Below are 25,100 nucleotides of genomic sequence, written 5' to 3'. Positions count from 1 at the left end.
GACGGAAATGATGTCCAAGCATCATGAGAGTCCATCCCTAACTCAATAGCCGGGTGTTGCACTCAACCTCTGAAACCGCCCAGTCATACCTGACGGTGAAACAGCAGAATCAATGAACGCCCCACCCACTCCTGCCCTGCCGACGGAAGACGCCAGGGACGAACTCACGGGCAAAGTTGCATTACTGAAGTGCCTTGCCGCCAAAGGCGCAGGCGTTACAGCGCTGCAATACTCATTACGCATGACTAAAAAGGATGTTCGCCAACTGGCCACGGAAAACGGCGTGCGGATACAGTCCAGTCAGCCGATGCTCGCGATCAGGCGTGAGGCCCGTCATGACGCCACGGATGTCGATGATGTGGTCGCCGGCCACGCCATGCACTACTCGGCGCTTGGCTACACCGTGTCGGAAATTGCTCAGGTACTGGACCTGAGTCTGCGTCAGGTATGGGATATCGGCAAAGCCTATCGATTCGAGTTCAGGCAACAGAGGGAACGCGATAAGCCTTGAGCGTTCGGCATCAAAACCGGTGCTCGTGCGATAAATACCAGCGACTCTATAGAAAGTGCCGATCACGCTGTTTTTATATTCGACAGGCCTTGTAGGAAAACACAACGCTGTCTATACGCTTTTCGCCGTGCAGTGTAAGAAAGCCATAAATGACTACACAGCCTGTGACACACGAACCTTTTGACACGCAGTACGCGTCAATCATTTGCGGGAAAACAGGGTTAGGCTTATTTACATTAGCACTCAAAACTCAGGGAACACACACCGGCCACTGTCCGTAAAAAAGCACTGAATCCAGCGGTTTTCTCACCCAACATCCAAATGCCCAGCAGGTCACACCATGTCGATATTAAAAGAGTTTCGCGATACTGAAAACACGCTGAGAACCCTGCAACAACGACTTGACGAACTCAAGCGCAATGAGCAACTTGTCAAGGAACTTGATTTTGACAAGCGATTGAAGTTGTTAATGACACGTCACGGCGTGACAACCGACGATATCCTGAATTTTCTGATACCGACGCCGGCGTTTCCGGGTTTTACAACAGAGGAACACACGCCCCCTTTGCGACACGCCCAACAAAGATAGGCGTGCGACCGCGCGTACGCCATGTTGAAATTGGAACGCCTTGTGGGCCATTCGGATTTTCAACGCGCAGCCCTGCAAAGGGCTGCACGTTTCAAACAGCGAGGTGCAATCAGAACAGCTTGCGGCCTTTGTTCGCGGCAATACGCATGCGCAATGCATTCAGCTTGATGAAGCCCGCTGCATCGGCCTGATCGTAGGCACCTGCGTCGTCTTCAAAGGTGGCGATGTTGGCGTCGAACAGGGAATCGTCGGACTTGCGGCCAGTAACGATCACGTTGCCTTTATACAGCTTCAGGCGCACAACACCGTTCACGTGCACCTGAGACGCATCGATCATCTGTTGCAGCATCAGACGCTCAGGGCTCCACCAGTAACCTGTGTAGATCAGGCTGGCGTACTTGACCATCAATTCGTCCTTGAGGTGGGCGACTTCGCGGTCCAGGGTGATCGATTCGATGGCGCGGTGGGCACGCAGCATGATGGTGCCGCCCGGGGTTTCGTAGCAACCACGGGACTTCATGCCCACGTAACGGTTTTCAACGATGTCCAGACGACCGATACCGTTTTCGCCGCCAATGCGGTTCAGGGTAGCGAGTACGGTAGCCGGGGTCATGTCGACGCCGTCCAGCGCAACGATGTCGCCATTGCGGTAGGTCAGCTCGAGGTAAGTTGCAACGTTTGGCGCGTCCTCAGGGGACTTGGTCCAGCGCCACATGTCTTCTTCGTGCTCGGTCCAGGTGTCTTCCAGCACGCCGCCTTCATAGGAGATGTGCAGCAGGTTGGCATCCATCGAGTACGGGGATTTCTTCTTGCCGTGACGCTCGATCGGAATATTGTGCTTCTCGGCGTAATCCATCAGCTTTTCGCGCGACAGCAGGTCCCATTCACGCCACGGGGCAATCACCTTGACGCCCGGCTTGAGCGCGTAGGCACCCAGCTCGAAACGTACCTGGTCATTGCCTTTACCGGTTGCGCCGTGGGAAATGGCATCAGCGCCGGTTTCGTTGGCGATCTCGATCAGACGCTTGGCAATCAGCGGACGAGCAATGGAAGTGCCCAGCAGGTACTCGCCTTCATAGACGGTATTGGCACGGAACATCGGGAACACGAAATCGCGCACGAACTCTTCGCGCAGGTCGTCGATGTAGATTTCTTTCACGCCCATGGCCTGAGCCTTGGCGCGTGCCGGTTCGACTTCTTCACCCTGACCCAGGTCAGCGGTAAAGGTCACCACTTCGCAGTTGTACGTATCTTGCAGCCACTTGAGGATTACCGAAGTATCCAGGCCACCGGAATACGCGAGAACTACCTTGTTTACGTCCGCCATGCCATCACTCCACCGGGTTGTACGGAAAACCAGCGATTCTACCGTTCAAACCAGCAAATTTACAGGGGCGCGACAGCTTGTGACGACAAGGCGACGTTTGGCGAAGGCGTGCCTGATGGCTCAGGACGTATGCGCTGCACTCGCCGAAGAGGCGACCGGCACCGGGCGTTCGTCGGGCGCAACGCGCTCCAGGTGCACGTTCACACGGCGGTTGCGCGCCCGATTGGCGTTGTTGGTGTTGGGCGCCAGCGGGTAGCGTTCGCCGTGGAAGCGCAGGGTGATCTGCTGCTCGGGAATGCCCTGGGCCTTGAAGTAATCCATGACCGCCAGCGCACGACGGCGGGACAGGTCACGGTTGGTCAGGCGATTGCCGCTGTTGTCCGAATGGCCGTCCAGCTCAATACGGTTGACGGTGGGGTCGGCCTTCAAGTAAGCCACCATGTTGTCCAGACGCGCCTTGGCGTTGGCATCCAGCTCGATACCGCCACCAGGAAACCCCACTTCGGCCTGTTTGACCTGATCGAAATTCATGGGCAGAAGCTTGGCGGTGCAGGCCTGATAGTCGCTGAAGGCCTTGCTGAACTTGACGGGCAGCAGACGCACTTCCATCTGGCCGCCGTCGCGGGTGTAGTGACGAATGAGCGGACTGCGCCCGTCCATCAAACCGCTGATCAGACGCCCGGCCTGCGCCTGGGAAGTGTTGAACGGAATATCGCCATTGCTGACGCGCACCGATCCCAGGTTGATATCGCCACGACCTGGCTGCCACGGTGCAGCGGCAGCCAGCAGGGTCGCCGAACCATTGCCCAGCATGTTGTAGGAAGCCTTGAGGCGAAAAGTCGCCTGCTCTCCCGCGCGACGCACGAACTCACCGGCACCGAAATCGGTGATCGGCTGCGTCAGGCGGCACTCGAACTGATCGCCTTCGACCTTCCACTCAATGCTCTCCAGACGCGTCTGGAAACTGATAGCCATCGCAGGGAGGCTGGCAAACAGGCTGAGCAGGGCTAAATATCGCTGGCGCACGGGAGGCTCCACTGGAAATGAACGCGAAACAAAAAATACTTCCTTACAAGGGGTCTATCGGTAACTTCATGCAAAACTTGATAGCGGATGCCTGAGAGAGTCTTTTCCGGTAGCATTCCCTGCGAGTTTGACCCGCCTGGAATCCCCAATGTCTGACCGCCTGACCCTCCTGCGTCCCGACGACTGGCACATTCACCTCCGTGACGGAGCTGTTTTGCCTCATACCGTTGCCGACGTAGCGCGAACTTTTGGCCGCGCAATCATCATGCCCAACCTCGTGCCTCCGGTTCGCAACGCACAGCAAGCCGACGCCTATCGCCAGCGTATTCTGGCTGCACGCCCGGCCGGCAGCCGCTTCGAGCCGTTGATGGTACTTTACCTCACCGACCAGACCACGCCCGAAGACATTCGTATGGCCAAGGCCAGCGGCTTTGTCCATGCGGCCAAGCTGTACCCGGCCGGGGCGACCACCAACTCGGATTCCGGTGTCACCAGCATCGACAAGATCTTCCCGGCCCTCGAGGCAATGGCCGAAGTCGGCATGCTGCTGCTGGTACACGGGGAAGTGACACGCGGCGAGATCGACGTGTTCGATCGCGAAAAAGTGTTCATCGACGAGCACCTGCGCCGTGTCGTCGAACGCTTCCCGACCCTCAAAGTGGTTTTTGAACACATCACCACCGGCGATGCCGTGCAGTTCGTCAACGAAGCCTCGGCCAACGTCGCGGCGACCATCACGGCGCACCACCTGCTTTATAACCGCAACCACATGCTGGTCGGCGGGATTCGTCCGCACTTCTACTGCCTGCCGATTCTCAAGCGCAATACGCATCAGGTTTCCCTGCTTGACGCAGCCACCGGCGGCAGCGGCAAGTTCTTCCTGGGCACCGACTCGGCACCGCACGCCCAGCACGCCAAGGAAAACGCCTGCGGTTGCGCCGGTTGCTACACCGCCTATGCGGCCATCGAGCTGTACGCAGAAGCTTTCGAGCAACGTAACGCGCTGGACAAGCTGGAGGGCTTCGCCAGCCTTCACGGTCCGGCGTTCTACGGCCTGCCCGCCAATCAGGACACCATCACGCTGGTGCGTGACGAGTGGACCGCCCCTACCAGCCTGCCGTTTGGCGAGTTGACCGTTATTCCGCTGCGCGCGGGTGAAACACTGCGCTGGCGTCTGGAGGAACACGCGTGAGTGAAGATCATTTTGACGACGAACACGAAGGCCACGGCGGTGGCGGCGGTTCCCGTCACCCGATGGCAGCACGCTTTCGCGGCTATCTGCCTGTGGTCGTCGATGTAGAAACAGGCGGTTTCAATTCCGCCACCGACGCCCTGCTGGAGATCGCTGCGGTGACCATCGGCATGGACGAACGAGGCTTCGTGTTCCCTGAGCACACCTATTTCTTCCGCGTCGAGCCATTTGCAGGCGCCAACATCGAAGCGGCCGCGCTGGAGTTCACCGGCATCAAGCTCGACCACCCGCTGCGCATGGCGGTCAGCGAAGAAACCGCAATGAACGACATCTTCCGTGGCGTGCGCAAGGCCCTCAAGGCCAACGGCTGTAAACGCGCCGTGCTGGTCGGCCACAACGCCAGCTTCGACCTGGGCTTTGTCAACGCCGCCGTCGCCCGCATGGACATGAAACGCAACCCGTTTCACCCGTTCTCAAGCTTCGACACCGCGACCCTCGCAGGCCTGGCCTACGGTCAGACCGTGCTGGCCAAGGCCTGCCAGGCCGCAGGGATCGACTTCGACGGCCGTGAAGCCCACTCGGCCCGCTACGACACTGAAAAGACCGCCGAGCTGTTCTGCGGCATCGTCAACCGCTGGAAAGAGATGGGCGGCTGGGAAGACTTCGACGATTGAAGCCTGACAGGTCAGTGAACAGACCGGCCTTGTGCCGGTTTTTTCATGCCTGCTGCAAAGTGCCGAAGCCAGGCGACCACTCATCGCCGTAGCTGAATCGAACCCAAAACAGTTTTGACAAGCATTCTCATTAACATTAAGCTCCTCGGCACCAAGCAATAAACCAGCGACGGTCAATAGCTTATGTATGTTTGTCTTTGCCAAGGTGTAACAGACGGTCAAATCCGGGAAGCGATTCTCGAGGGCTGCTGCAGTTATCGTGAGGTCCGCGAAACGCTGGGCGTTGCGAGTAAATGTGGAAAATGCGCCTGTCTGGCCAAGGAAGTGGTACGCGACACGCTGACCGAACTGCAAAGCAGTCATGCGGCGTTGGCTTATTCAACAGAATTTTCAGCCGCTTAAACCCCCTCTTTTAAAGAACCGGACACACCGTCCGGTTTTTTTATGCCTGTAATTCAAGCGCTTAGCGTCAAGATGCGGAACTCAAACATTCTTATTCCTATTTAAATTCACTTATTATTCAACAACTTAGGTTTGACAGGCGTTTGGCTGCGGCTCACACTCGGCGCTTATATACACAAGCCACCGGCAGGACCTCGAACATGAAAGGCGACATTACAGTCATCCAGCATCTCAACAAGATCCTCGGTAACGAGCTGGTCGCCATCAATCAGTATTTTCTGCATGCGCGCATGTACGAAGACTGGGGTCTGAAAAAGCTCGGCGGCCATGAGTACAAAGAGTCCATCCACGCGATGAAGTACGCTGACAAGCTGATCAAGCGCACGCTGTTTCTTGAAGGGCTGCCAAACCTTCAGGATCTGGGCAAGATCCTGATCGGCGAGCACACCAAGGAAATGCTGGAGTGCGACCTGAAGATCGAACAGAAAGGCCTGGCCGATCTTAAAGCCGCCATCGCCCACTTTGAGACAGTAGGTGACTTTGGCAGCCGTGAGCTTCTGGAAGATATCCTTGAGCCCAAGGAAGAGCAGATCGACTGGCTCGAGACCCAACTGGGTCTGATCGTCAAAGTGGGTATCGAGAACTACCTGCAGTCGCAGATGGGTGACTGATTCACCGATCGCGCCGCAATGAAAAAGCCCGCCTCAATCGAGAGCGGGCTTTTTCTTGCGTGTAAAACCTTCAGCGCTTCTTGCGACGCAGAGCGTCGTGATCGGCATTACCACGCCTCTTCGCAAGCAAGCTCGCTCCCACCAGATTTGTGTATAACGCCAGAGCGCAAGGCCTTACTCGGCTTTGGCGGCCGAAGCTTCCTTGACCAGAGTCTGCAGCGAGCCGTCAGCCATCATCTCGGTGATGATGTCGCTGCCGCCGACCAGTTCACCGGCCACCCACAGTTGCGGGAAAGTCGGCCAGTTGGCGTACTTTGGCAGGTTGGCACGGATTTCAGGGTTTTGCAGAATGTCGACGTAGGCAAACTTTTCGCCGCACGCCATCAAGGCTTGGGAAGCCTTGGCCGAAAAGCCGCATTGCGGAGCGTTTGGAGCGCCTTTCATGTAAAGCAGAATGGTATTGCTGGCAATCTGCTCTTTGATTGTTTCGATGATATCCATGGAGCACCTCGGCTGAAATATCCGACTCAGTTGTCGGCACGGTGGCGCATTGTAACTAAATCCCGAGCATGACGCTCTGTCTTGAGCCCTAACACGATGCCACTTGCACAGGCACGCCGTTTAACGCCGCATTGCCGGACAGCTCATCGAGTTGCCGTTCGTCAGTCAGGTCATTGGCACTGACGCCGGGCTGGTTGCGGGCAATCTCCATTTTCACTCCCGAATGCGAATGGCCCCAGCCGTGCGGCAGGCTGACCACACCCGGCATCATGTCCAGACTGCCCAGCACCTGGACTTCAATCACCCCGACCCGCGAACTGACCCTGACCTGCTGCCCGTCATTCAGGCCGCGATGACTCAGGTCGTCGGGGTGCATCAACAACTGATGGCGCGGCTTGCCTTTCACCAGCCGATGGTAGTTGTGCATCCACGAGTTATTGCTGCGCACGTGGCGACGGCCAATCAACAACAACTCACCTACCTTTTCACCGAACCTTGGCCCTGCATCGGCTGCGAAGCGCACAAGGTCAGCCATGATCACCTCTGGTGCCGCCTGAATGCGTCCATTGGCAGTTTTCAGGCGGTCTGTGAGGTTTGGCTTCAAGGCGCCCAGATCCACGCCATGCGGATGGCTGGCGAGGGTTTCCAGGGACAGGTTGTGCGGCGATGCTGCGCCGTACCAGCCTGCGCGCAAACCGCGATCGATCATCTGCGCCGGCGGCAGGGTCGGCTTGAGTTCGCGCTGGGCTTTGGCGGCAAAGGATCTGGCCAGGCCGACGAAGATTTCCCAGTCATGCAGTGCGCCTTCGGGCTTGTCGAAAATGGCCCGATTGAAGCGCGTGACGTTGCGCACCGCCAGGGTATTGAACGTGGTGTCGTAATGATCGTTTTCCAGCGCCGAGGTGGACGGCAGGATCAAGTCGGCATGGCGCGTGGTTTCGTTGATGTACAGATCGATGCTGAGCATGAACTCCAGCCCTTCGAGCGCCTGATCCAGCTGACGTCCATTGGGCGTCGACAACACCGGATTGCCGGCCACGGTGACCAGAGCGCGAACCTGCCCTTCCCCCTCCACAAGCATTTCCTCGGCCAACGCCGACACCGGCAGCTCGCCGCCATATTCCGGCAGGCCGGACACACGGCTTTGCCACAAATTGAAATGCCCGCCCGAGATCGAGCCGACCAGATCAACCGCAGGCTCCGTGCACAGCGTGCCGCCCACGCGATCCAGATTACCCGTCACCAGATTGATCAACTGCGCCAGCCAGTGGCACAGCGTGCCGAAAGTCTGGGTGGACACGCCCATACGCCCGTAACACACCGCCGTGTCAGCGCCTGCAAAATCCCGGGCCAATTGCCGAATCTGCACTGCAGCAATGCCACAGCGCGGGCTCATGGCTTCGGCACTGAAACCGGTAATGCTGTGTCGTACGTGATCAAGACCATCGACAGGCAAATGACTTTCGCGGGTCAGACCCTCTTCAAACAGGGTATTGAGCAACCCGAACAGCAGCGCCGCATCGCCACCGGGGCGCACGAACAGATGCTGATCGGCGATGGCCGCCGTTTCGCTGCGACGCGGGTCGACCACCACCAACTTGCCGCCGCGCTGCTGGATGGCTTTCAGACGCTTTTCGACGTCCGGCACGGTCATGATGCTGCCATTGGACGCCAACGGGTTGCCGCCCAGAATCAGCATGAAGTCAGTGTGGTCGATATCGGGAATCGGCAGCAGCATGCCGTGGCCGTACATCAGGAAACTGGTGAGGTGATGGGGCAACTGATCGACCGAGGTCGCCGAGAAGCGATTACGGGTCTTGAGCAGGCCGAGAAAGTAGTTGCTGTGGGTCATCAGCCCGTAGTTATGCACGCTGGGATTGCCCTGATAAACCGCAACGGCGTTTTGCCCGTATTGCTGCTGAATGGCGTAAAGCCGCTCGGCGACCAGGTCGAACGCGGCCTGCCATTCAATCGGCTGCCATTGATCACCTGTGCGCAGCATTGGCTGGCGCAAGCGGTCGGGGTCGTTCTGGATGTCTTGCAGCGCAACGGCCTTGGGGCAGATATGACCGCGGCTGAACGTGTCCAGCGGGTCGCCTTTGATCGAAGTGATCTGCGGGGCCGCGCCTGGTTCGGTCACGGTCTCGATGGCAAGGCCGCAAATAGCCTCACACAGGTGGCAGGCGCGGAAGTGTTGAGTCCGGGTCATCGCAGCCTCAGGTCTTGTCATGGCAATCCGGTGGATTGCTGAACAATGACTATGGTGCCTTGCGATAACCCGCGCCACTGACGTTCGTCTCGTGAATCGGGGTGTATCAGGCGGGCCGATGAACGGGCCGGATCAGCCGCCGATAGGCGTAACGACCTTGCGCTGCAACTGGATTTCGGTCACGGTTTCGACCTGTTCCTGAGCCATGTGAATACCGGTCAGGTCGCCGATCAGGCGCCAGTGCTCGTCAAGACCCGAGCTGATGGTCGCCATGCGATCAATCATGCGTCGCCCGGCGTTACGCGTGACCTCGTCTTCGCTGCGCAGCAGCTCGAAGGACATCGAGGTCATCGAAGCGGTCAGATGGGTGAGCGTGCGAGCCGTCAGCCCGAGTAACTCCGTTAATTGACGCTCTTTTGAGTCCATTCCCCACCCCTCGTTCAGTAATGTATCGGCAACGATTTATAACGCACGAGCAGCATTAAAGAAACGGTCCCTGTTTCCAGCCCGTGAAGTGCGTCGCATAAGCAAACCCATGCAAACAGTGACTGTTACAGGATTGGTATTAATTGCCAAGCGATATTTGAGCAGTGTACAAATGCTGCCTTCGGAAAAATCAGAGATGGCTATTGGCCTCTTAAGCGTAGTCAATTTTTCGCCCGTCAATAAAGAATCACATCGCCCTCTGCAAAGGGAGCGCGGATGAAGCCGGCTTTTCCGAAACTCGCATGCTATTGGTAAGACGCGACATTTTTTTATACTATCGCGCCTTTCTTATTCGTCGCCTCGTGCGGCTTCCGCCGCAGGTCTTGCCCGTTTTCCCGATAAAAACCGGCTTTGATAAACTGCGGTCTGTTGCAAAAAAGGTAGTTAATCATGAACGCCAGGCACTTTCTCTCGATGATGGATTACACCCCAGATGAACTCCTGGGCTTGATCCGTCGTGGCGTAGAGCTTAAAGACCTGCGAAATCGCGGCGTGCTTTTTGAACCGCTGAAGAACCGGGTGCTGGGGATGATTTTTGAGAAATCCTCGACACGTACCCGTCTTTCTTTTGAAGCAGGGATGATTCAACTCGGCGGGCAAGCCATTTTTCTGTCCCACAGGGACACCCAATTGGGCCGTGGCGAGCCTATTGCCGACAGCGCAAAGGTGATTTCGCGCATGCTCGATGCGGTGATGATCCGCACCTACGCGCACAGCAATCTGACCGAATTTGCCGCCAACTCCCGCGTGCCGGTCATCAACGGTCTGTCGGATGACCTGCACCCGTGCCAGTTGCTGGCCGACATGCAGACGTTTCTGGAGCATCGCGGTTCTATCAAAGGCAAAACCGTGGCGTGGATCGGCGATGGCAACAACATGTGCAACAGCTATATAGAAGCGGCGATTCAGTTCGACTTCCAGTTGCGTGTTGCCTGCCCTGCAGGCTACGAGCCCAACCCCGAATTCCTCGCGCTGGCCGGCGAGCGGGTGACAGTGGTTCGCGACCCGAAAGCAGCAGTCGCTGGCGCCCATCTGGTGAGCACCGACGTCTGGACCTCCATGGGCCAGGAAGAGGAAACCGCTCGGCGAAAGGCGCTGTTCGCACCGTTCCAGGTAACGCGCGCACTGCTCGATCTGGCCGACAAGGACGTGTTGTTCATGCACTGCTTGCCCGCTCACCGAGGCGAAGAGATCAGCGTCGACCTGCTGGACGACGCGCGGTCGGTCGCCTGGGATCAGGCCGAAAATCGCCTGCACGCGCAGAAAGCGCTGCTGGAATTTCTCGTCGCTCCGTGCTTTCAGCCCGCATGAGTCAGTTGCTGCTGAACCTGCGTAACCTGGCCTGCGGCTACCAGAACCAGCGTGTGGTGCAGGACCTGAACCTGCACCTCAACGCGGGTGATATCGGTTGCCTGCTGGGTTCGTCGGGCTGCGGCAAGACCACCACATTGCGTGCGATTGCCGGTTTCGAGCCGATACACGCAGGCGAGATCACCCTGACGGGCGACGTCATTTCCCGTCCCGGCTGGACCCTGGCACCGGAAAAACGCCGCATCGGCATGGTGTTTCAGGACTACGCACTGTTCCCGCACCTGAGCGTTGCCGACAACATTGCATTCGGTATTCGCCAGCACCCGCGCCTTGATCAGGTGATCGGCGAATTGCTTGAGCTGGTCAACCTCGGTGCGCTGGGCAAACGCTACCCTCACGAGCTGTCCGGCGGGCAGCAACAGCGTGTGGCGTTAGCCAGAGCGCTGGCACCCGAGCCGCAATTGCTGTTGCTCGACGAGCCGTTCTCCAACCTGGATGGCGAGTTGCGGCGGCGCCTGAGCCATGAGGTGCGCGACATTCTTAAAGCGCGTGGCACCAGCGCCATTCTGGTGACTCACGATCAGGAAGAGGCCTTTGCTGTCAGCGATCATGTCGGGGTGTTCAAGGAAGGCCGTCTGGAGCAATGGGATACGCCTTACAACCTGTATCACGAACCGCAGACGGCGTTCGTTGCCAGCTTCATTGGCCAGGGTTATTTCATACGCGGGCAGATGATCGAGCCGGAATCGGTGCACACCGAACTTGGCGTGTTACGCGGCAATCGCGCTTATGCGGGTGTGCGTGGCAGCGCCGTGGATGTGTTACTGCGACCGGACGACATCGTCTACGCACCGGACAGCGATCTTAAAGCGCGGGTCATCGGCCGCACATTCAAGGGTGCATCGACCTTGTATCGCTTGCAACTGCCCACGGGCAGCCAGCTTGAAGCCATTTTCCCCAGCCATGCCGACCACCGCCAGGGCGAGGAAGTCGGGATTCGTGTAGCGGCTGATCATCTGGTGCTGTTCGCCGCCCAAGGCAGTGTTGCTGCGCACACGGCCGGCTGACGCCAGGTTTATTCGCGACCAATCGGGGCAAACCTGGCCTGCGTATGCTCGGCCAGCAAGGCTGCCGTCAGTTCCACCTCAAGCCCCCTCCTCCCGGCACTGACATAAATGCTTTCAAAAAGCTGCGCCGTCTCGTCGATAAAGGTGCGCAGGCGCTTTTTCTGACCCAGCGGGCTGATGCCCCCCAACAGGTATCCGGTGGAGCGCTGAGCGGCCGCAGGGTCGGCCATTTCGGTTTTTTTCACCCCGGCAGCGTTCGCCAAGGCCTTTAGATCAAGCGTTCCGACGACCGGCACTACCGCAACCAGCAGCTCGCCCTTTTCGGTGCTGGCCAGCAGGGTCTTGAAAACCCGCACGGCCTCCAGCCCCAGTTTTTCCGCAGCCTCCAGCCCATATGACGGCGCTTTCGGATCATGTTCGTAGCTGTGAATGCGGTGTTCGGCGCGATTTTTCTTCAGCAAATCCAGTGCGGGTGTCATGCGGCGCTCCAAGGGGTTCGGGACGACCATCACTTTAAGCGAAGTAAAGTGAACGTGCCTTGATTCACGCGACCTGCAACACTGATGGCCTTTTAAAAACAGCCCGAATGTCGCGTCTTGAAGCCTGCGTAAACGCCTCTGCAGGCTCGTGCGGATTTCTTGACCGTTCGGTTCCGACCTTTGACAGAGGGGTTTCTTGTCTATATTTTTTCGTTTACGAATATTATCGAAAGCGCTTTTTCGGTATAACTTGCACTAGCGATCAGAAATGGGGTTTTTCTGATACGCATGAATAACGAGCACCCATGCCTGTCTCAGGGTGCCGAGACAAAAACAAAAAATGAGGTACCAATGACCATCGCACTAAAACAACCGACACTCACCGGGCAATGTGTGGCCGAGTTTCTTGGCACCGCCCTGATGATTTTTTTCGGCACAGGGTGCGTTGCCGCGCTCAAGGTCGCGGGGTCCACTTTCGGCTTGTGGGAAATCTGCATCATCTGGGGCATGGCCGTCAGCATGGGGATCTACCTCAGCGCGGGTATTTCGGGCGCCCACCTCAACCCGGCCGTCAGCATTGCGCTGAGCCTGTTTGCCGGTTTCGAAAAACGCAAACTGCCGTTTTACATCTCTGCACAGATCGCCGGCGCGTTCTGCGGAGCGGGCCTTGTGTACCTGTTGTATATCAGCCTCTTTTTCGACTTCGAACATGCGCATCACATTATCCGCGGCAGCGAGCAGAGCCTTGAACTCGCCTCGGTGTTCTCGACCTACCCTAACCCGGCCATTTCCGTGGGTCAGGCGTTTCTGGTCGAAGTGGTCATCACCACCATTCTGATGGGCGTGATCATGGCCTTGGGCGATGACAACAATGGCTTGCCGCGCGGTGCATTGGCACCGTTGTTGATCGGCCTGCTGGTTGCCGTTATCGGCAGCGCAATGGGCCCGCTGACCGGTTTTGCCATGAACCCGGCACGCGACTTTGGTCCAAAGCTGATGACGTTCTTCGCTGGCTGGGGTGAAATAGCCTTCACCGGCGGTCGCGACATTCCTTATTTCCTGGTTCCGATTTTTGCACCCATTCTGGGTGCCTGCCTGGGTGCTGCCGGCTATCGCGCGCTGATTGCGCGTCATCTGCCGAGCACCGTTACTGTTGAAAACGAAAAAGAAGCTCCAGTGGTTCGCGGCAAAGTTCAGGCTTCATCTTGAATCCCACTTAACAACGCAAGGCAATCGACATGACTGACACACAGAACAAGAACTACATCATTGCTCTTGACCAGGGCACCACCAGCTCGCGCGCCATCATCTTCGACCGCGACGCCAATGTGGTGAGCACGGCCCAAAGCGAATTCGTGCAGCACTATCCGCAGGCAGGCTGGGTCGAGCATGACCCGATGGAAATCTTTGCCACCCAGACTGCGTGCATGACCATGGCGCTGGCGCAAGCTGATCTGCACCACGACCAGATCGCCGCCATCGGTATCACCAACCAGCGTGAAACCACCGTCATCTGGGAACGCGACACCGGCCGCCCGATCTACAACGCAGTTGTCTGGCAGTGCCGCCGCAGCACCGAAATCTGTCAGCAGCTCAAGCGCGACGGCCTTGAGGAGTACATCAAGGACACCACAGGCCTGGTGCTTGATCCGTACTTCTCCGGTTCCAAGGTCAAGTGGATTCTGGACCACGTCGAAGGCAGCCGCGAGCGCGCCCGCAAAGGCGAACTGATGTTCGGCACCATCGATACCTGGCTGATCTGGAAATTCACTGGCGGCAAGGTTCACGTCACCGATTACACCAACGCCTCGCGGACCATGCTGTTCAACATCCATACGCTGGAATGGGATCAGCGCATGCTTGACGTGCTGGACATCCCGCGCGAGATCCTGCCTGAGGTCAAAAGCTCTTCCGAGGTCTACGGTCAAAGCGAGAGTGGCATCCCGATTGCCGGTATTGCAGGCGACCAACAAGCGGCGCTGTTCGGCCAGATGTGCGTCGAACCCGGTCAGGCCAAAAACACCTATGGCACCGGTTGCTTCCTGCTGATGAACACCGGCAAGAAAGCCGTCAAGTCTGCGCATGGCATGCTGACCACGATTGGCTGCGGCCCACGCGGCGAAGTGGCTTACGCACTTGAAGGCGCAGTATTCAACGGCGGCTCGACCGTGCAGTGGCTGCGTGACGAACTGAAGTTGATCAACGACGCGCTGGACACCGAGTACTTCGCCAGCAAGGTCAAGGACAGCAACGGCGTGTACCTGGTGCCTGCCTTCACCGGTCTCGGTGCGCCCTACTGGGATCCGTATGCCCGCGGCGCACTGTTAGGCCTGACCCGTGGCGTGAAGGTTGATCACATCATCCGTGCAGCGCTGGAATCCATTGCCTATCAGACCCGTGACGTGCTCGACGCGATGCAGCAGGACTCGGGCGAGCGCCTCAAGTCGCTGCGTGTGGATGGCGGCGCGGTCGCCAACAACTTCCTGATGCAGTTCCAGGCAGACATTCTCGGCACCCATGTTGAACGCCCGCAAATGCGTGAAACAACGGCACTGGGCGCAGCGTTCCTGGCAGGTCTGGCGATTGGTTTCTGGAGCAGCCTGGACGAGTTGCGCAACAAGGCCGTCATCGAGCGCGTGTTCGAGCCTGCTTGCGAAGAGGCACATCGCGAAAAGCTGTACGAAGGCTGGCAGAAAGCTGTAGCGCGCACTCGTGACTGGGAACCGCACCAAAACGAAGAGTGATGAACGCTGTTGTGTGCTGTTGTGTAAGGGGGAGCAGGATTCCGGCTGACAGGCCACACTTTCCTGCGGCATGATGGGCGCCATTTGCAGAGGGCGCTCAAGGAAAAACAATGAACCTGCCTCCCCGCCAACAACAGATCCTCGAACTGGTCCGTGACCGTGGCTACGTCAGTATCGAGGAAATGGCGACGCTGTTCGTCGTGACCCCACAGACCATCCGCCGCGATATCAATCAACTGGCGGAAATGAACCTGCTGCGTCGCTACCACGGCGGCGCGGCCTATGACTCAAGCATCGAAAACACCGCCTACGCCATGCGTGCGGATCAGATGCGTGACGAAAAACAACGGATCGCCGAGGCCATCGCCGCGCAGATCCCCGACAATGCCTCGCTGTTCATCAATATCGGCACCACCACCGAATCCATCGCGCGTGCCTTGCTCAACCACAACAATCTGAAAGTCATCACCAACAACCTGCATGTGGCGGCGATCCTCAGTGCCAAGGATGATTTCGAGGTTTTGATCGCAGGCGGCAATGTGCGCCGTGATGGCGGTGTCGTGGGTCAGGGCAGTATCGACTTCATCAGCCAGTTCAAGGTGGACTTCGCGCTGGTCGGCATCAGCGGAATCGATGAGGACGGTAGCCTGCTGGATTTTGATTATCAGGAAGTGCGGGTTTCCCAGTCGATCATCGCCAATGCGCGTAAAGTGCTGCTGGCGGCTGACTCCAGCAAGTTCGGACGCAACGCGATGGTACGCCTGGGGCCGATCACCCTGATCGATTGCCTGGTCACCGACCAACCGCCCGTGCCGGCACTGCAGCAACTGTTGATCCAGCACAAGATTCGTCTGGAAGTGGTTTGATCGTAGACACCGGATTGCGATGAGCTCACGAGAGGCGTCTGGAAGAACACCGCCACGATCGTGCGACGCAGGGCGTCGCGAACGATAATCTCAACATGACTATCGTGCGACGCTCCGCGTCGCATGCCGTTCCGGACGCTCCGCGTCCTCTTTCGCAACGCGGAGCGTCACGAACTGCATCCCCGCTGAAACGTGAGGAACGAGAGGTGTCTGGTCTGGCGCTTACAGAACGAGAAGCGTCAGACAGGAAGACCATCCCCGCGCCACCTCACGCCCTACAATGTTCATTTTTGTTGTTTTCATCACGCATTCATCAGTATTTTCAATCGATACGCGCTGGCAAGGGTCATTTTATTGAGCTATGATTTTCGGAAATGAACATTAATGTTCAGATTCGCCTTTCGAGCTAAGCTCAAGAATTGTCCAGGAGGCCACCAATGCCCCACGCTACCGTGCCAACCCCGCCCCTCTTCGAGGTTTACGACATTGCCGTTATCGGCGGTGGCATCAATGGTGTCGGCATTGCGGCAGACGCCTCCGGTCGCGGCCTTTCGGTTTTTCTGTGCGAAAAAGACGACTTGGCCAGTCACACGTCCTCAGCCAGCAGCAAGCTGATCCACGGTGGCCTGCGCTACCTGGAGCATTACGAATTCCGCTTGGTGCGTGAAGCACTCGCAGAGCGTGAAGTGCTGCTTGCCAAGGCTCCGCATATCGTCAAGCCGATGCGCTTTGTCCTGCCGCACCGTCCGCACCTGCGTCCAGCCTGGATGATTCGCGCCGGGATGTTTCTGTACGACAACCTCGGCAAACGCGAAAAGCTGCCCGCCTCGCGGACCCTTCGTTTTGGTGCAGACAGCCCGCTCAATTCGAGCATCACCCGCGGCTTCGAATACTCTGATTGCTGGGTCGACGATGCCCGTCTGGTGGTACTCAACGCGATGGCCGCCCGTGAAAACGGTGCGCACATCCATACGCAAACCCGCTGTGTCAGTGCCCGCCGTATCAAAGGCATGTGGCACCTGCACCTGGAACGCAGCGACGGCAGCCTGTTTTCGATCCATGCCAAGGCACTGGTCAATGCGGCAGGACCGTGGGTGGCGAAGTTCATCCGTGAAGACCTCAAGCTCGATTCGGCTTACGGCATTCGCCTGATTCAGGGCAGCCACCTGATCGTGCCGAAGCTGTACGAAGGTGAACACGCGTTCATTCTGCAGAATGAAGACAAGCGCATCGTGTTCACCATCCCCTACCTGGAGCACTTCACGATCGTCGGCACCACCGACCGCGAATATCAGGGCGACCCGAACAAGGTCGACATCACCGAAGGCGAAATGGATTACGTGCTGAAGGTGGCCAACGACCACTTCAAGAAGCAGCTGAGCCGTGCAGACGTGCTGCATACTTTCTCCGGCGTACGTCCGCTGTGTAACGACGAGTCTGATAATCCATCGGCAATCACTCGCGATTACACGCTGTCGTTGTCGGGCAGCGGCGATGAAGCGCCGATCCTGTCGGTTTTCGGTGGCAAGCTCACCACTTACCGCAAGCTGGCCGAGTCGGCGATGGCGCAACTCGCACCGTTCTTCAAGCAGATGAAACCGAGCTGGACGGCCAAGGCTGCCCTGCCTGGCGGCGAAGACATGACCTCGCCAGAAGCCCTGGCAGCAGAAATGACCGGTCGCTACAGCTGGCTGCCCGCGCCTATCGCCAAACGCTGGTCGATCACCTATGGCAGCCGTAGCTGGCGCTTGCTGGAAGGCGCGCACAGCCTGGAAGACCTCGGTCAGCATTTGGGTGCCGGGCTGTACACCCGCGAGGTTGATTACCTGTGCGATCAGGAATGGGCCACTGACATCAAAGACATCCTCTGGCGCCGCACCAAGCTTGGCCTGTTTACCACGCCTGAAGAACAGGCTGCGGTAGGCAGCTATCTGGACACCGTCGCACGCAACAAGGCCACTATCGAAGCGGCCTGATACTCACGCCATTCACCTGTTCGCCCCTCACCGGGCGAACAGGTCTGCGCTTCAATCCCCCCGCACTTCGCCTTTCTTGAATATTCGACTGCATTCGGCTTTCCGAACGCGCCTTGGCGCGCTATTCGGTTTCCCGGACGTACCTGCACGCCACACAAACCCTTAATCCTGATAAAAACCATAAAATTCAACATCTTAAAGCCGAAATAACGTTTGGCACGACTCATGCTCTACATTCAAGAACCGACCGCTTCGGCAAAGGCGTGTGTCTATCAGGACGCCGTCGAAGCATTCGTAAGAAAGCGGCCGCCTCTCATTGCGGCTCTATCAATAAAAATGAAATCGAGGATTCATCGATGCGCATCATTCCCCATCTGTTGGGCGCAGCCATTGCTGCCACTCTGATCAGCACTCCGGTTTTCGCCGCCGAACTCACCGGCACCCTGAAGAAGATTAAAGAATCCGGCACTATCACCCTCGGCCACCGTGACGCCTCCATCCCGTTTTCCTACATCGCGGACGCCTCTGGCGTACCGATGGGCTACTCGCATGACATCCAGCTGAAAATCGTCGAAGCCATCAAGAAAGACCTCGACATGCCTGACCTCAAGGTCAAGTACAACCTGGTGACGTCCCAGACCCGAATCCCGTTGGTGCAGAACGGCACGGTTGACGTGGAATGTGGTTCGACTACCAACAACGTCGAGCGTCAGCAGCAGGTCGATTTCTCCATCGGCATCTTCGAAGTCGGCACACGCCTGCTGTCCAAGAAAGACTCCAGCTACAAGGACTTCGATGACCTGAAAGGCAAGAACGTCGTGACCACGGCCGGCACCACGTCCGAGCGCATCCTCAAGGCGATGAACGCCGACAAACAGATGGGCATGAACGTGATCTCCGCGAAAGACCATGGTGAGTCGTTCCAGATGCTTGAATCCGGCCGTGCAGTCGCTTTCATGATGGACGACGCATTGCTCGCCGGCGAGATGGCCAAAGCCAAGAAGCCGGATGACTGGGCTGTGACCGGCACCGCGCAATCCTACGAAATCTATGGCTGCATGGTTCGCAAGGGTGACGCCCCGTTCAAGAAGGCTGTGGATGACGCCATTGTCGCCACCTACAAGTCCGGCGACATCAATGCCATCTACAGCAAGTGGTTCATGTCGCCAGTCCCGCCTAAAGGGCTGAACCTGAATTTCCCGATGAGCGACAAGCTCAAGGAACTGATTCAGAACCCGACCGACAAGGCTGCTGAAGACAAGAAAGCCTGAGTAAGCGGTTCAACCACCCTGAACTGATTGCATCCCGAACGAGCCCGCCTCGTTCGGGATCGGCTCATCGCTTTCGATTTACGACAGTGCGTGCATTTCGATAGAAATAGAACAATAGGGGGAGACCCTGATGAATTACAACTGGGACTGGGGCGTGTTCTTCAAGTCCACCGGCGTCGGCAGCGAGACCTATCTGGACTGGTTCATCTCCGGTCTGGGCTGGACCATTGCCATTGCTGTCGTTGCCTGGGTCATAGCACTGATACTGGGTTCGGTACTGGGCGTCATGCGCACCGTGCCAAGCCGCCTGGTATCAGGTATTGCCACGGGCTACGTGGAAATCTTCCGTAACGTGCCACTGCTGGTGCAACTGTTCATCTGGTACTTTCTGGTGCCTGATCTGCTGCCTGCAGACCTGCAGGAGTGGTACAAGCAGGACCTCAACCCGACCACCTCGGCATTTCTGAGCGTTGTCGTGTGTTTGGGTCTGTTCACCGCCGCACGGGTTTGCGAACAGGTGCGGACCGGCATCGAGGCGTTGCCCAAGGGCCAGGAATCGGCCGCACGCGCCATGGGCTTCAAGCTGCCGCAGATCTACTGGAACGTGCTATTGCCACAAGCCTACCGGATCATCATTCCGCCGCTTACCTCCGAATTCCTGAACGTGTTCAAGAACTCCTCGGTAGCGTCGCTGATCGGCCTGATGGAGCTGCTCGCACAGACCAAACAGACCGCCGAGTTTTCCGCCAACCTGTTTGAAGCCTTCACCCTGGCGACGCTCATCTACTTCACGCTGAACATGAGCCTGATGCTGCTGATGCGCATGATCGAGAAGAAAGTTGCCGTGCCCGGCCTGATCTCTCTGGGAGGCAAATAATGGACTTCACTGGAATCGTTCCCGCCATTCCCGGCCTGTGGAACGGCATGGTCATGACCCTCAAGCTGATGACGCTGGGTATCGTCGGCGGCCTGGTGCTCGGCACAGTGCTGGCGCTGATGCGCCTGTCATCGAACAAGCTGCTGGCCAATGTGGCTGGTGCCTACGTGAACTACTTTCGCTCGATCCCGCTGCTGCTGGTAATCACCTGGTTCTATCTGGCGGTGCCGTTCGTGCTGCGCTGGATTACCGGTGAAGACACGCCCATCGGTGCGTTCGCGTCCTGCGTCGTGGCGTTCATGATGTTCGAGGCGGCGTACTTCTGCGAAATCGTCCGTGCCGGCGTGCAATCGATCTCCAAGGGTCAGATGGGCGCGGCGCAGGCACTGGGCATGAATTACTCGCAGATGATGCGCCTGATCATCCTGCCTCAGGCGTTTCGCAAGATGACGCCGCTGTTGCTGCAACAAAGCATCATTCTGTTTCAGGACACCTCCCTGGTGTACACCGTGGGCCTTGTGGACTTCCTCAACGCATCGCGTTCGAGCGGCGACATCATCGGTCGCGCCAACGAGTTCCTGATCATTGCCGGTCTGGTGTATTTCACGATCAGCTTTGCCGCCTCGCTGCTGGTGAAGCGTTTGCAAAAAAGGTTTGCCGTATGATTTCCATCAAGAACGTCAACAAGTGGTACGGGGACTTCCAGGTACTGACCGATTGCAGCACCGAGGTCAGCAAGGGTGAAGTGGTGGTTGTATGCGGGCCGTCCGGCTCCGGCAAATCGACCCTGATCAAATGCGTCAATGCGCTGGAACCGTTCCAGAAAGGCGACATCGTCGTCGATGGCACATCGATCTCCGAGCCGAAGACCAATCTGCCGAAACTGCGCTCGCGGGTCGGCATGGTGTTTCAGCATTTCGAACTGTTTCCGCACTTGAGCATCGTCGAAAACCTGACCATCGCGCAGATCAAGGTCCTGGGCCGCAGCAAGGCCGAAGCCACCGAAAAAGGCCTCAAGCTGCTCGACCGCGTCGGTCTGTCCGAGCATGCTCACAAGCACCCGGGTCAGCTTTCCGGTGGTCAGCAACAGCGCGTTGCCATTGCCCGAGCGCTGGCAATGGACCCGGTGGTCATGCTGTTCGACGAACCGACCTCTGCGCTGGACCCGGAAATGGTCAATGAAGTGCTCGACGTGATGGTGCAACTGGCTCACGAAGGCATGACCATGATGTGCGTGACCCACGAGATGGGTTTCGCTCGCAAGGTCGCCAACCGAGTAATCTTCATGGACAAGGGGCAGATCGTCGAAGATTGCGCGAAAGAAGAGTTTTTCGGTGACGTTAGTGCCCGCTCCGAACGCGCTCAGCAGTTCCTCGCCAAGATTCTCCAGCACTAAGCACCCCTTCACAGCTGCCTGACCCTCTCAGGCAGCTGTTCGGTCCAGGACGACTGTGATGAAATGCGACCCCACTCTTTATCGCGCCGCGCCGCCATCACTCGCCGTGAAACCCCGTCTGATTCGCCAACTGTTTCTGCCACCATTGATCCTCATGCTGATGATCGGGCTGGGCTATGTCGCCTATCTGGTCAGCGAGCACAATGGCATCAAGACGCTGCGCGAAAGCGGCGAACGCCAGCTTGAGCTGCACGCCCGGACGGTCGAGAGCGAGATCAGCAAGTACACCTACCTGCCCAGCGTGCTGGAGCTTGAATCCAGCGTATCGCAATTGCTGACCGACCCCAGCCCGGAGGCGCAGCAGCAGGTCAACCTATACCTCGAAGGGATGAACCGGCGCAGCCGCAGCCGTGCTATCTATGTGCTGGACACCACTGGTCGCGTGCTGGCGACCAGCAACTGGCGCGACGCCGACAGTTATCAGGGTGAAGACCTGTCGTTCCGCGCCTATTTCAAGGATGCGGTGCGCGGTCTGCCGGGGCGTTTTTACGGGATCGGCACCACCACCGGCGAGTCGGGCTATTACCTGGCTCACGGGCTGGAGGAAAAAGGCCGAATCATTGGCGTTGCGGTCATCAAGGTACGCCTTGAAGCACTCGAAGAGCGCTGGCAGCGGGCGCGCCTTGAAGCCTTTGTCAGCGACGAGAACGGCATTATCATTCTCTCCAGTGACCCGGCACGACGCCTGAAGTCGGTGCGCCCGCTCACGCCGGACGTCAAGGAGCGCCTGGCGCGCAGCCTGCAATACTACTGGTGGCCACTCAATGAACTGGTACCGCTTGAACGGGAAGTCCTGTCGGAAGGTGTCGAGAAACTTGTTTTCCCGGCCAACGTCAGTGTCGATCGGGAGCACAAGCAGGTCAGTTATCTGGCACAGACCCGCGCGTTGAGCGACACCTCCTGGCACCTGACACTGCTGACCCCGCTGGAAGACCTGCGCCGCGAGGCTGCAAACCAGGGCATGCTGGTGGCGGTGGCCTGCGCACTGGTGACCTTTCTGCTGATCGCCTGGAATGAACGGCGCAAAGTGATCTCGACCCGGCTGGCCGCCAGAGAAGCGCTGCAGGCCGCCAACGATGAGCTGGAACGCAAGATTACCGAGCGCACCGAGCACTTGCGCGCCAGCAACGAACGGCTCAAGGCGCAGATTCGCGAGCGACGGCAGGCGGAAGAAACCCTGCGCACCGCTCAGGACGAGCTGGTACAGGCCGGTAAACTGGCCGCCATCGGGCAGATGTCGACCAGCATTGCTCATGAACTGAATCAGCCACTGGCGGCCCTGCGCACCCTGTCCGGCAACACTGTGCGGTTCCTGGAACGTGGCGCGCTGGACACTGCGAGTGCCAACCTGCGCACCATCAATGATCTGGTTGACCGCATGGGCCGCATCACCGCCAGCCTGCGCGCGTTTGCCCGGCGCGGCGATGATCAGGGCCAGGCGCAATTGAGCAAGGCAGTGGACGCTGCGTTGCAATTGCTCGGTGTGCGCCTCGAGCAGTCCGGCCTGACGCTGCACCGCGATTTTGTCGAGGCCACCCTGACCATTGATCAGACCCGGCTTGAACAGATTCTGGTCAACCTGATCGGCAATGCACTGGACGCCATGTTCACCCAGCCGCAGCCGGAGCTGTGGCTTGAAGGGTCAGTCGTCGACGGTCGCTACCGCTTGCAGGTACGCGACAACGGTCACGGCGTCGATGCCGAAGCACGCAAGCACCTGTTCGAACCGTTCTTCACCACCAAACCGGGCGAGCAAGGCCTGGGACTGGGCCTGACCCTGTCAGCGAGCCTTGCCGCCGCAGCCGGGGGCAACCTGAGCGCGGAGCATCCGGGCGACGGCGGCACTACCTTTGTCCTGAGCCTGCCGTTTATTGCGCATGCCCCGACCGATCCTCGCTCGGGCGCCCCTCGCCCGGGTGGGCCGACATGAGATGAAAGCCATGAGCATCAGCAGCGAACTCACTGTCCTGATCGTCGAAGACGACCCGCACGTTTTACTGGGCTGCCAGCAGGCGCTGGCGCTGGAAGACATTGCCAGCGAAGGCGTATCAAACGCCGAGGATGCCCTCAAGCGCATCGGTGACAATTTCGCTGGCATCGTCATCAGCGACATTCGCTTGCCAGGCATCGACGGGCTGGAGCTGCTGAGCCGTCTCAAGGCACGCGACAGCAGCCTGCCGGTGGTGCTGATTACCGGGCACGGCGACATCACCATGGCCGTCAACGCGATGCGCGACGGCGCCTACGACTTCATGGAAAAACCCTTCTCTCCCGAGCGACTGGTCGAGGTCACGCGGCGCGCCCTGGAGCAACGCGGGCTGGCGCGGGAGGTCTGGTCACTGCGCAAGCAACTGGCCGAGCGCGACTCGCTGGAAGGCCGGATCATCGGTCGCTCGCCCGTCATGCAAAACCTGCGCGCACTGATTGCCAACGTCGCCGACACGTCAGCCAACGTGCTGATTGAAGGCGAAACCGGCACCGGCAAGGAACTGGTGGCGCGCTGCCTGCATGATTTCAGTCGGCGCAAGGGCAGCCAGTTCGTGGCCCTCAACTGTGGCGGGCTGGCGGAAAGCCTGTTCGAATCGGAAATCTTCGGTCACGAAGCCAACGCGTTCACCGGCGCAGGCAAGCGGCGCATCGGCAAGATCGAGCACGCCCACGAGGGCACGCTGTTTCTCGACGAAGTGGAAAGCATGCCGATCAATCTGCAGATCAAGTTGTTGCGCGTGCTGCAGGAGCGAACCCTTGAGCGGCTGGGTTCGAACCAGAGCGTTGCGGTAGATTGCCGGGTAATTGCGGCGACCAAGTCTGATCTCAATGCACTGGGCAAGACCAATCAGTTCCGTAGCGACCTGTATTACCGCCTCAACGTGGTCACGCTGGAATTGCCTCCGCTGCGCGAGCGTCGCGAAGACATTCTGCAATTGTTCGAGCATTTTCTGCAGTTGTCGTCATTGCGCTTCGACCGCGAACCGCCGGCGCTGGATCGGCAGACCAGCTCAAGCCTGATAAGCCACGACTGGCCGGGTAACGTGCGCGAACTGCGCAACGTTGCAGAGCGCTTTGCGCTGGGTCTGCCGGCGTTCAAGCAGGCAGGCACGGTCAGTGAAAGCCAGAGCCTGGGGTTTGCCGAAGCGGTTGAAGCCTTTGAACGATCACTGCTCAGCGAAGCCCTGCAACGCAGCGGCGGCAACCTCAGCCAGGCCAGTCAGGAACTAGGCATGGCCAAGACCACACTGTTTGACAAGGTCAAGAAATACGGGCTTTGAAGCCCCGTGCTCAGTTCTGAACACGCAGCGCGGTGTAAACCTGTGACGCTCCGCGTCACGCAGCGGTTTTGCGGTGTCAGTGATGTTTTTTTACGGCTCTGGGCACCTTTTCGCCCCTCGGCGACCTACTTTGAGGGACCAAAGTAGGCAAAGTCCCAGCTCCGTTTCCGGCCCGACTTCGTCGGGTTCCTTCGCC

The 25,100-nt window shown here is 58.4% G+C and carries 23 protein-coding genes and 1 pseudogene; 18 read left to right on the top strand and 6 right to left on the bottom strand.

Annotated elements, in window-relative coordinates:
- Window positions 1-85: 85 nt before the first annotated feature.
- Together DW49_RS0112565 and DW49_RS01000000128305 are read left to right on the top strand one after the other, a co-directional pair.
- Window positions 86-511 carry a hypothetical protein gene (locus DW49_RS0112565; protein WP_229687554.1) on the top strand — a complete coding sequence of 142 codons (426 nt, stop codon included), beginning with the start codon at window positions 86-88 and terminating at the stop codon, window positions 509-511.
- A gap of 340 nt (window positions 512-851) precedes the next feature.
- Window positions 852-1,128, top strand: a pseudogene (locus tag DW49_RS01000000128305) (hypothetical protein).
- Between the two features lie 81 nt (window positions 1,129-1,209).
- On the opposite strand, the gene DW49_RS0112555 reads toward DW49_RS01000000128305, so the two are convergent.
- Both DW49_RS0112555 and DW49_RS0112550 read right to left on the bottom strand, forming a co-directional pair.
- Window positions 1,210-2,427 (bottom strand): argininosuccinate synthase, encoded by a 1,218-nt coding sequence (locus DW49_RS0112555; RefSeq protein WP_005620033.1) that lies wholly within the window; start codon window positions 2,425-2,427, stop codon window positions 1,210-1,212.
- 120 nt (window positions 2,428-2,547) lie between these two features.
- A complete protein-coding gene (locus DW49_RS0112550; RefSeq protein ID WP_005620034.1) occupies window positions 2,548-3,453 on the bottom strand; it encodes a flagellar protein MotY in 906 nt (301 codons plus the stop codon).
- A 148-nt stretch (window positions 3,454-3,601) separates the two neighbouring features.
- Here DW49_RS0112550 and pyrC point away from each other — a divergent pair, with 148 nt between their 5' ends.
- From pyrC to bfr, 4 genes are all read left to right on the top strand, one after another.
- Window positions 3,602-4,645: a dihydroorotase gene (gene pyrC, locus DW49_RS0112545; RefSeq protein ID WP_024420069.1), complete on the top strand. Its 1,044-nt coding sequence runs from the start codon at window positions 3,602-3,604 to the stop codon at window positions 4,643-4,645.
- Entirely contained in the window at window positions 4,642-5,319 is a 678-nt protein-coding gene (rnt, locus tag DW49_RS0112540) for a ribonuclease T (RefSeq protein ID WP_004396477.1), read from the top strand. Before pyrC ends, rnt begins: the two co-directional genes overlap by 4 nt.
- A 183-nt stretch (window positions 5,320-5,502) precedes the next feature.
- Window positions 5,503-5,721, top strand: a complete 219-nt coding sequence (locus tag DW49_RS0112535) for a bacterioferritin-associated ferredoxin (RefSeq protein WP_004396478.1) — start codon at window positions 5,503-5,505, stop codon at window positions 5,719-5,721.
- A gap of 200 nt (window positions 5,722-5,921) precedes the next feature.
- The gene (gene bfr, locus DW49_RS0112530; protein WP_002554851.1) at window positions 5,922-6,392 is read left to right on the top strand and encodes a bacterioferritin; all 471 of its coding nucleotides are present in this window, start codon (window positions 5,922-5,924) and stop codon (window positions 6,390-6,392) included.
- Window positions 6,393-6,566: 174 nt separating this feature from the next.
- Here bfr and grxD read toward each other — a convergent pair whose 3' ends face one another.
- From grxD to DW49_RS0112515, 3 genes are all read right to left on the bottom strand, one after another.
- Window positions 6,567-6,893: a Grx4 family monothiol glutaredoxin gene (gene grxD / locus DW49_RS0112525; RefSeq protein WP_004396490.1), complete on the bottom strand. Its 327-nt coding sequence runs from the start codon at window positions 6,891-6,893 to the stop codon at window positions 6,567-6,569.
- An 88-nt stretch (window positions 6,894-6,981) separates the two neighbouring features.
- Window positions 6,982-9,102, bottom strand: coding sequence for a molybdopterin oxidoreductase family protein (locus DW49_RS0112520; RefSeq protein WP_024420070.1), 2,121 nt, complete (start codon window positions 9,100-9,102; stop codon window positions 6,982-6,984).
- 132 nt (window positions 9,103-9,234) lie between these two features.
- Window positions 9,235-9,528 carry a hypothetical protein gene (locus DW49_RS0112515; protein WP_004396494.1) on the bottom strand — a complete coding sequence of 98 codons (294 nt, stop codon included), beginning with the start codon at window positions 9,526-9,528 and terminating at the stop codon, window positions 9,235-9,237.
- 450 nt (window positions 9,529-9,978) lie between these two features.
- Between DW49_RS0112515 and argF the strand changes: the two genes are divergently transcribed.
- Complete coding sequence (gene argF / locus DW49_RS0112510) at window positions 9,979-10,899, top strand: ornithine carbamoyltransferase (RefSeq protein WP_004396496.1); 921 nt, start codon at window positions 9,979-9,981, stop codon at window positions 10,897-10,899.
- Window positions 10,896-11,966, top strand: a complete 1,071-nt coding sequence (locus DW49_RS0112505; RefSeq protein ID WP_024420071.1) for an ABC transporter ATP-binding protein — start codon at window positions 10,896-10,898, stop codon at window positions 11,964-11,966. The genes argF and DW49_RS0112505 overlap by 4 nt, the downstream gene beginning before the upstream one ends.
- A gap of 8 nt (window positions 11,967-11,974) precedes the next feature.
- Here DW49_RS0112505 and ybaK read toward each other — a convergent pair whose 3' ends face one another.
- Window positions 11,975-12,445: a Cys-tRNA(Pro) deacylase gene (gene ybaK, locus DW49_RS0112500; RefSeq protein WP_005620044.1), complete on the bottom strand. Its 471-nt coding sequence runs from the start codon at window positions 12,443-12,445 to the stop codon at window positions 11,975-11,977.
- 351 nt (window positions 12,446-12,796) lie between these two features.
- Between ybaK and DW49_RS0112495 the strand changes: the two genes are divergently transcribed.
- The 10 genes from DW49_RS0112495 to aauR all read left to right on the top strand — a co-directional run bounded on the left by DW49_RS0112495 (window position 12,797) and on the right by aauR (window position 24,904).
- Window positions 12,797-13,654, top strand: a complete 858-nt coding sequence (locus tag DW49_RS0112495; RefSeq protein WP_005620046.1) for an MIP/aquaporin family protein — start codon at window positions 12,797-12,799, stop codon at window positions 13,652-13,654.
- A 29-nt stretch (window positions 13,655-13,683) separates the two neighbouring features.
- Window positions 13,684-15,189, top strand: a complete 1,506-nt coding sequence (gene glpK, locus DW49_RS0112490) for a glycerol kinase GlpK (protein WP_005620047.1) — start codon at window positions 13,684-13,686, stop codon at window positions 15,187-15,189.
- Between the two features lie 110 nt (window positions 15,190-15,299).
- Window positions 15,300-16,055, top strand: a complete 756-nt coding sequence (locus DW49_RS0112485) for a DeoR/GlpR family transcriptional regulator (RefSeq protein ID WP_004396514.1) — start codon at window positions 15,300-15,302, stop codon at window positions 16,053-16,055.
- 437 nt (window positions 16,056-16,492) lie between these two features.
- A complete protein-coding gene (gene glpD, locus DW49_RS0112480) occupies window positions 16,493-18,031 on the top strand; it encodes a glycerol-3-phosphate dehydrogenase (RefSeq protein WP_005620049.1) in 1,539 nt (512 codons plus the stop codon).
- Between the two features lie 356 nt (window positions 18,032-18,387).
- Window positions 18,388-19,302, top strand: a complete 915-nt coding sequence (locus tag DW49_RS0112475) for a glutamate/aspartate ABC transporter substrate-binding protein (RefSeq protein ID WP_005620050.1) — start codon at window positions 18,388-18,390, stop codon at window positions 19,300-19,302.
- A gap of 130 nt (window positions 19,303-19,432) precedes the next feature.
- Window positions 19,433-20,179 carry an amino acid ABC transporter permease gene (locus DW49_RS0112470; protein WP_005620052.1) on the top strand — a complete coding sequence of 249 codons (747 nt, stop codon included), beginning with the start codon at window positions 19,433-19,435 and terminating at the stop codon, window positions 20,177-20,179.
- A complete protein-coding gene (locus DW49_RS0112465; RefSeq protein ID WP_170870095.1) occupies window positions 20,176-20,844 on the top strand; it encodes an amino acid ABC transporter permease in 669 nt (222 codons plus the stop codon). Before DW49_RS0112470 ends, DW49_RS0112465 begins: the two co-directional genes overlap by 4 nt.
- Window positions 20,841-21,575 (top strand): amino acid ABC transporter ATP-binding protein, encoded by a 735-nt coding sequence (locus DW49_RS0112460; protein ID WP_005620053.1) that lies wholly within the window; start codon window positions 20,841-20,843, stop codon window positions 21,573-21,575. Before DW49_RS0112465 ends, DW49_RS0112460 begins: the two co-directional genes overlap by 4 nt.
- A gap of 58 nt (window positions 21,576-21,633) precedes the next feature.
- Entirely contained in the window at window positions 21,634-23,565 is a 1,932-nt protein-coding gene (gene aauS / locus DW49_RS0112455) for a two-component sensor histidine kinase AauS (RefSeq protein WP_005620055.1), read from the top strand.
- 10 nt (window positions 23,566-23,575) lie between these two features.
- Complete coding sequence (gene aauR, locus DW49_RS0112450; protein ID WP_005620056.1) at window positions 23,576-24,904, top strand: two-component response regulator AauR; 1,329 nt, start codon at window positions 23,576-23,578, stop codon at window positions 24,902-24,904.
- Window positions 24,905-25,100: the final 196 nt, after the last annotated feature.

It is taken from the genome of Pseudomonas avellanae BPIC 631 (assembly GCF_000444135.1).
Taxonomy (GTDB): domain Bacteria; phylum Pseudomonadota; class Gammaproteobacteria; order Pseudomonadales; family Pseudomonadaceae; genus Aquipseudomonas; species Aquipseudomonas avellanae.
This window is presented reverse-complemented; position numbering and strand designations above follow the sequence as displayed.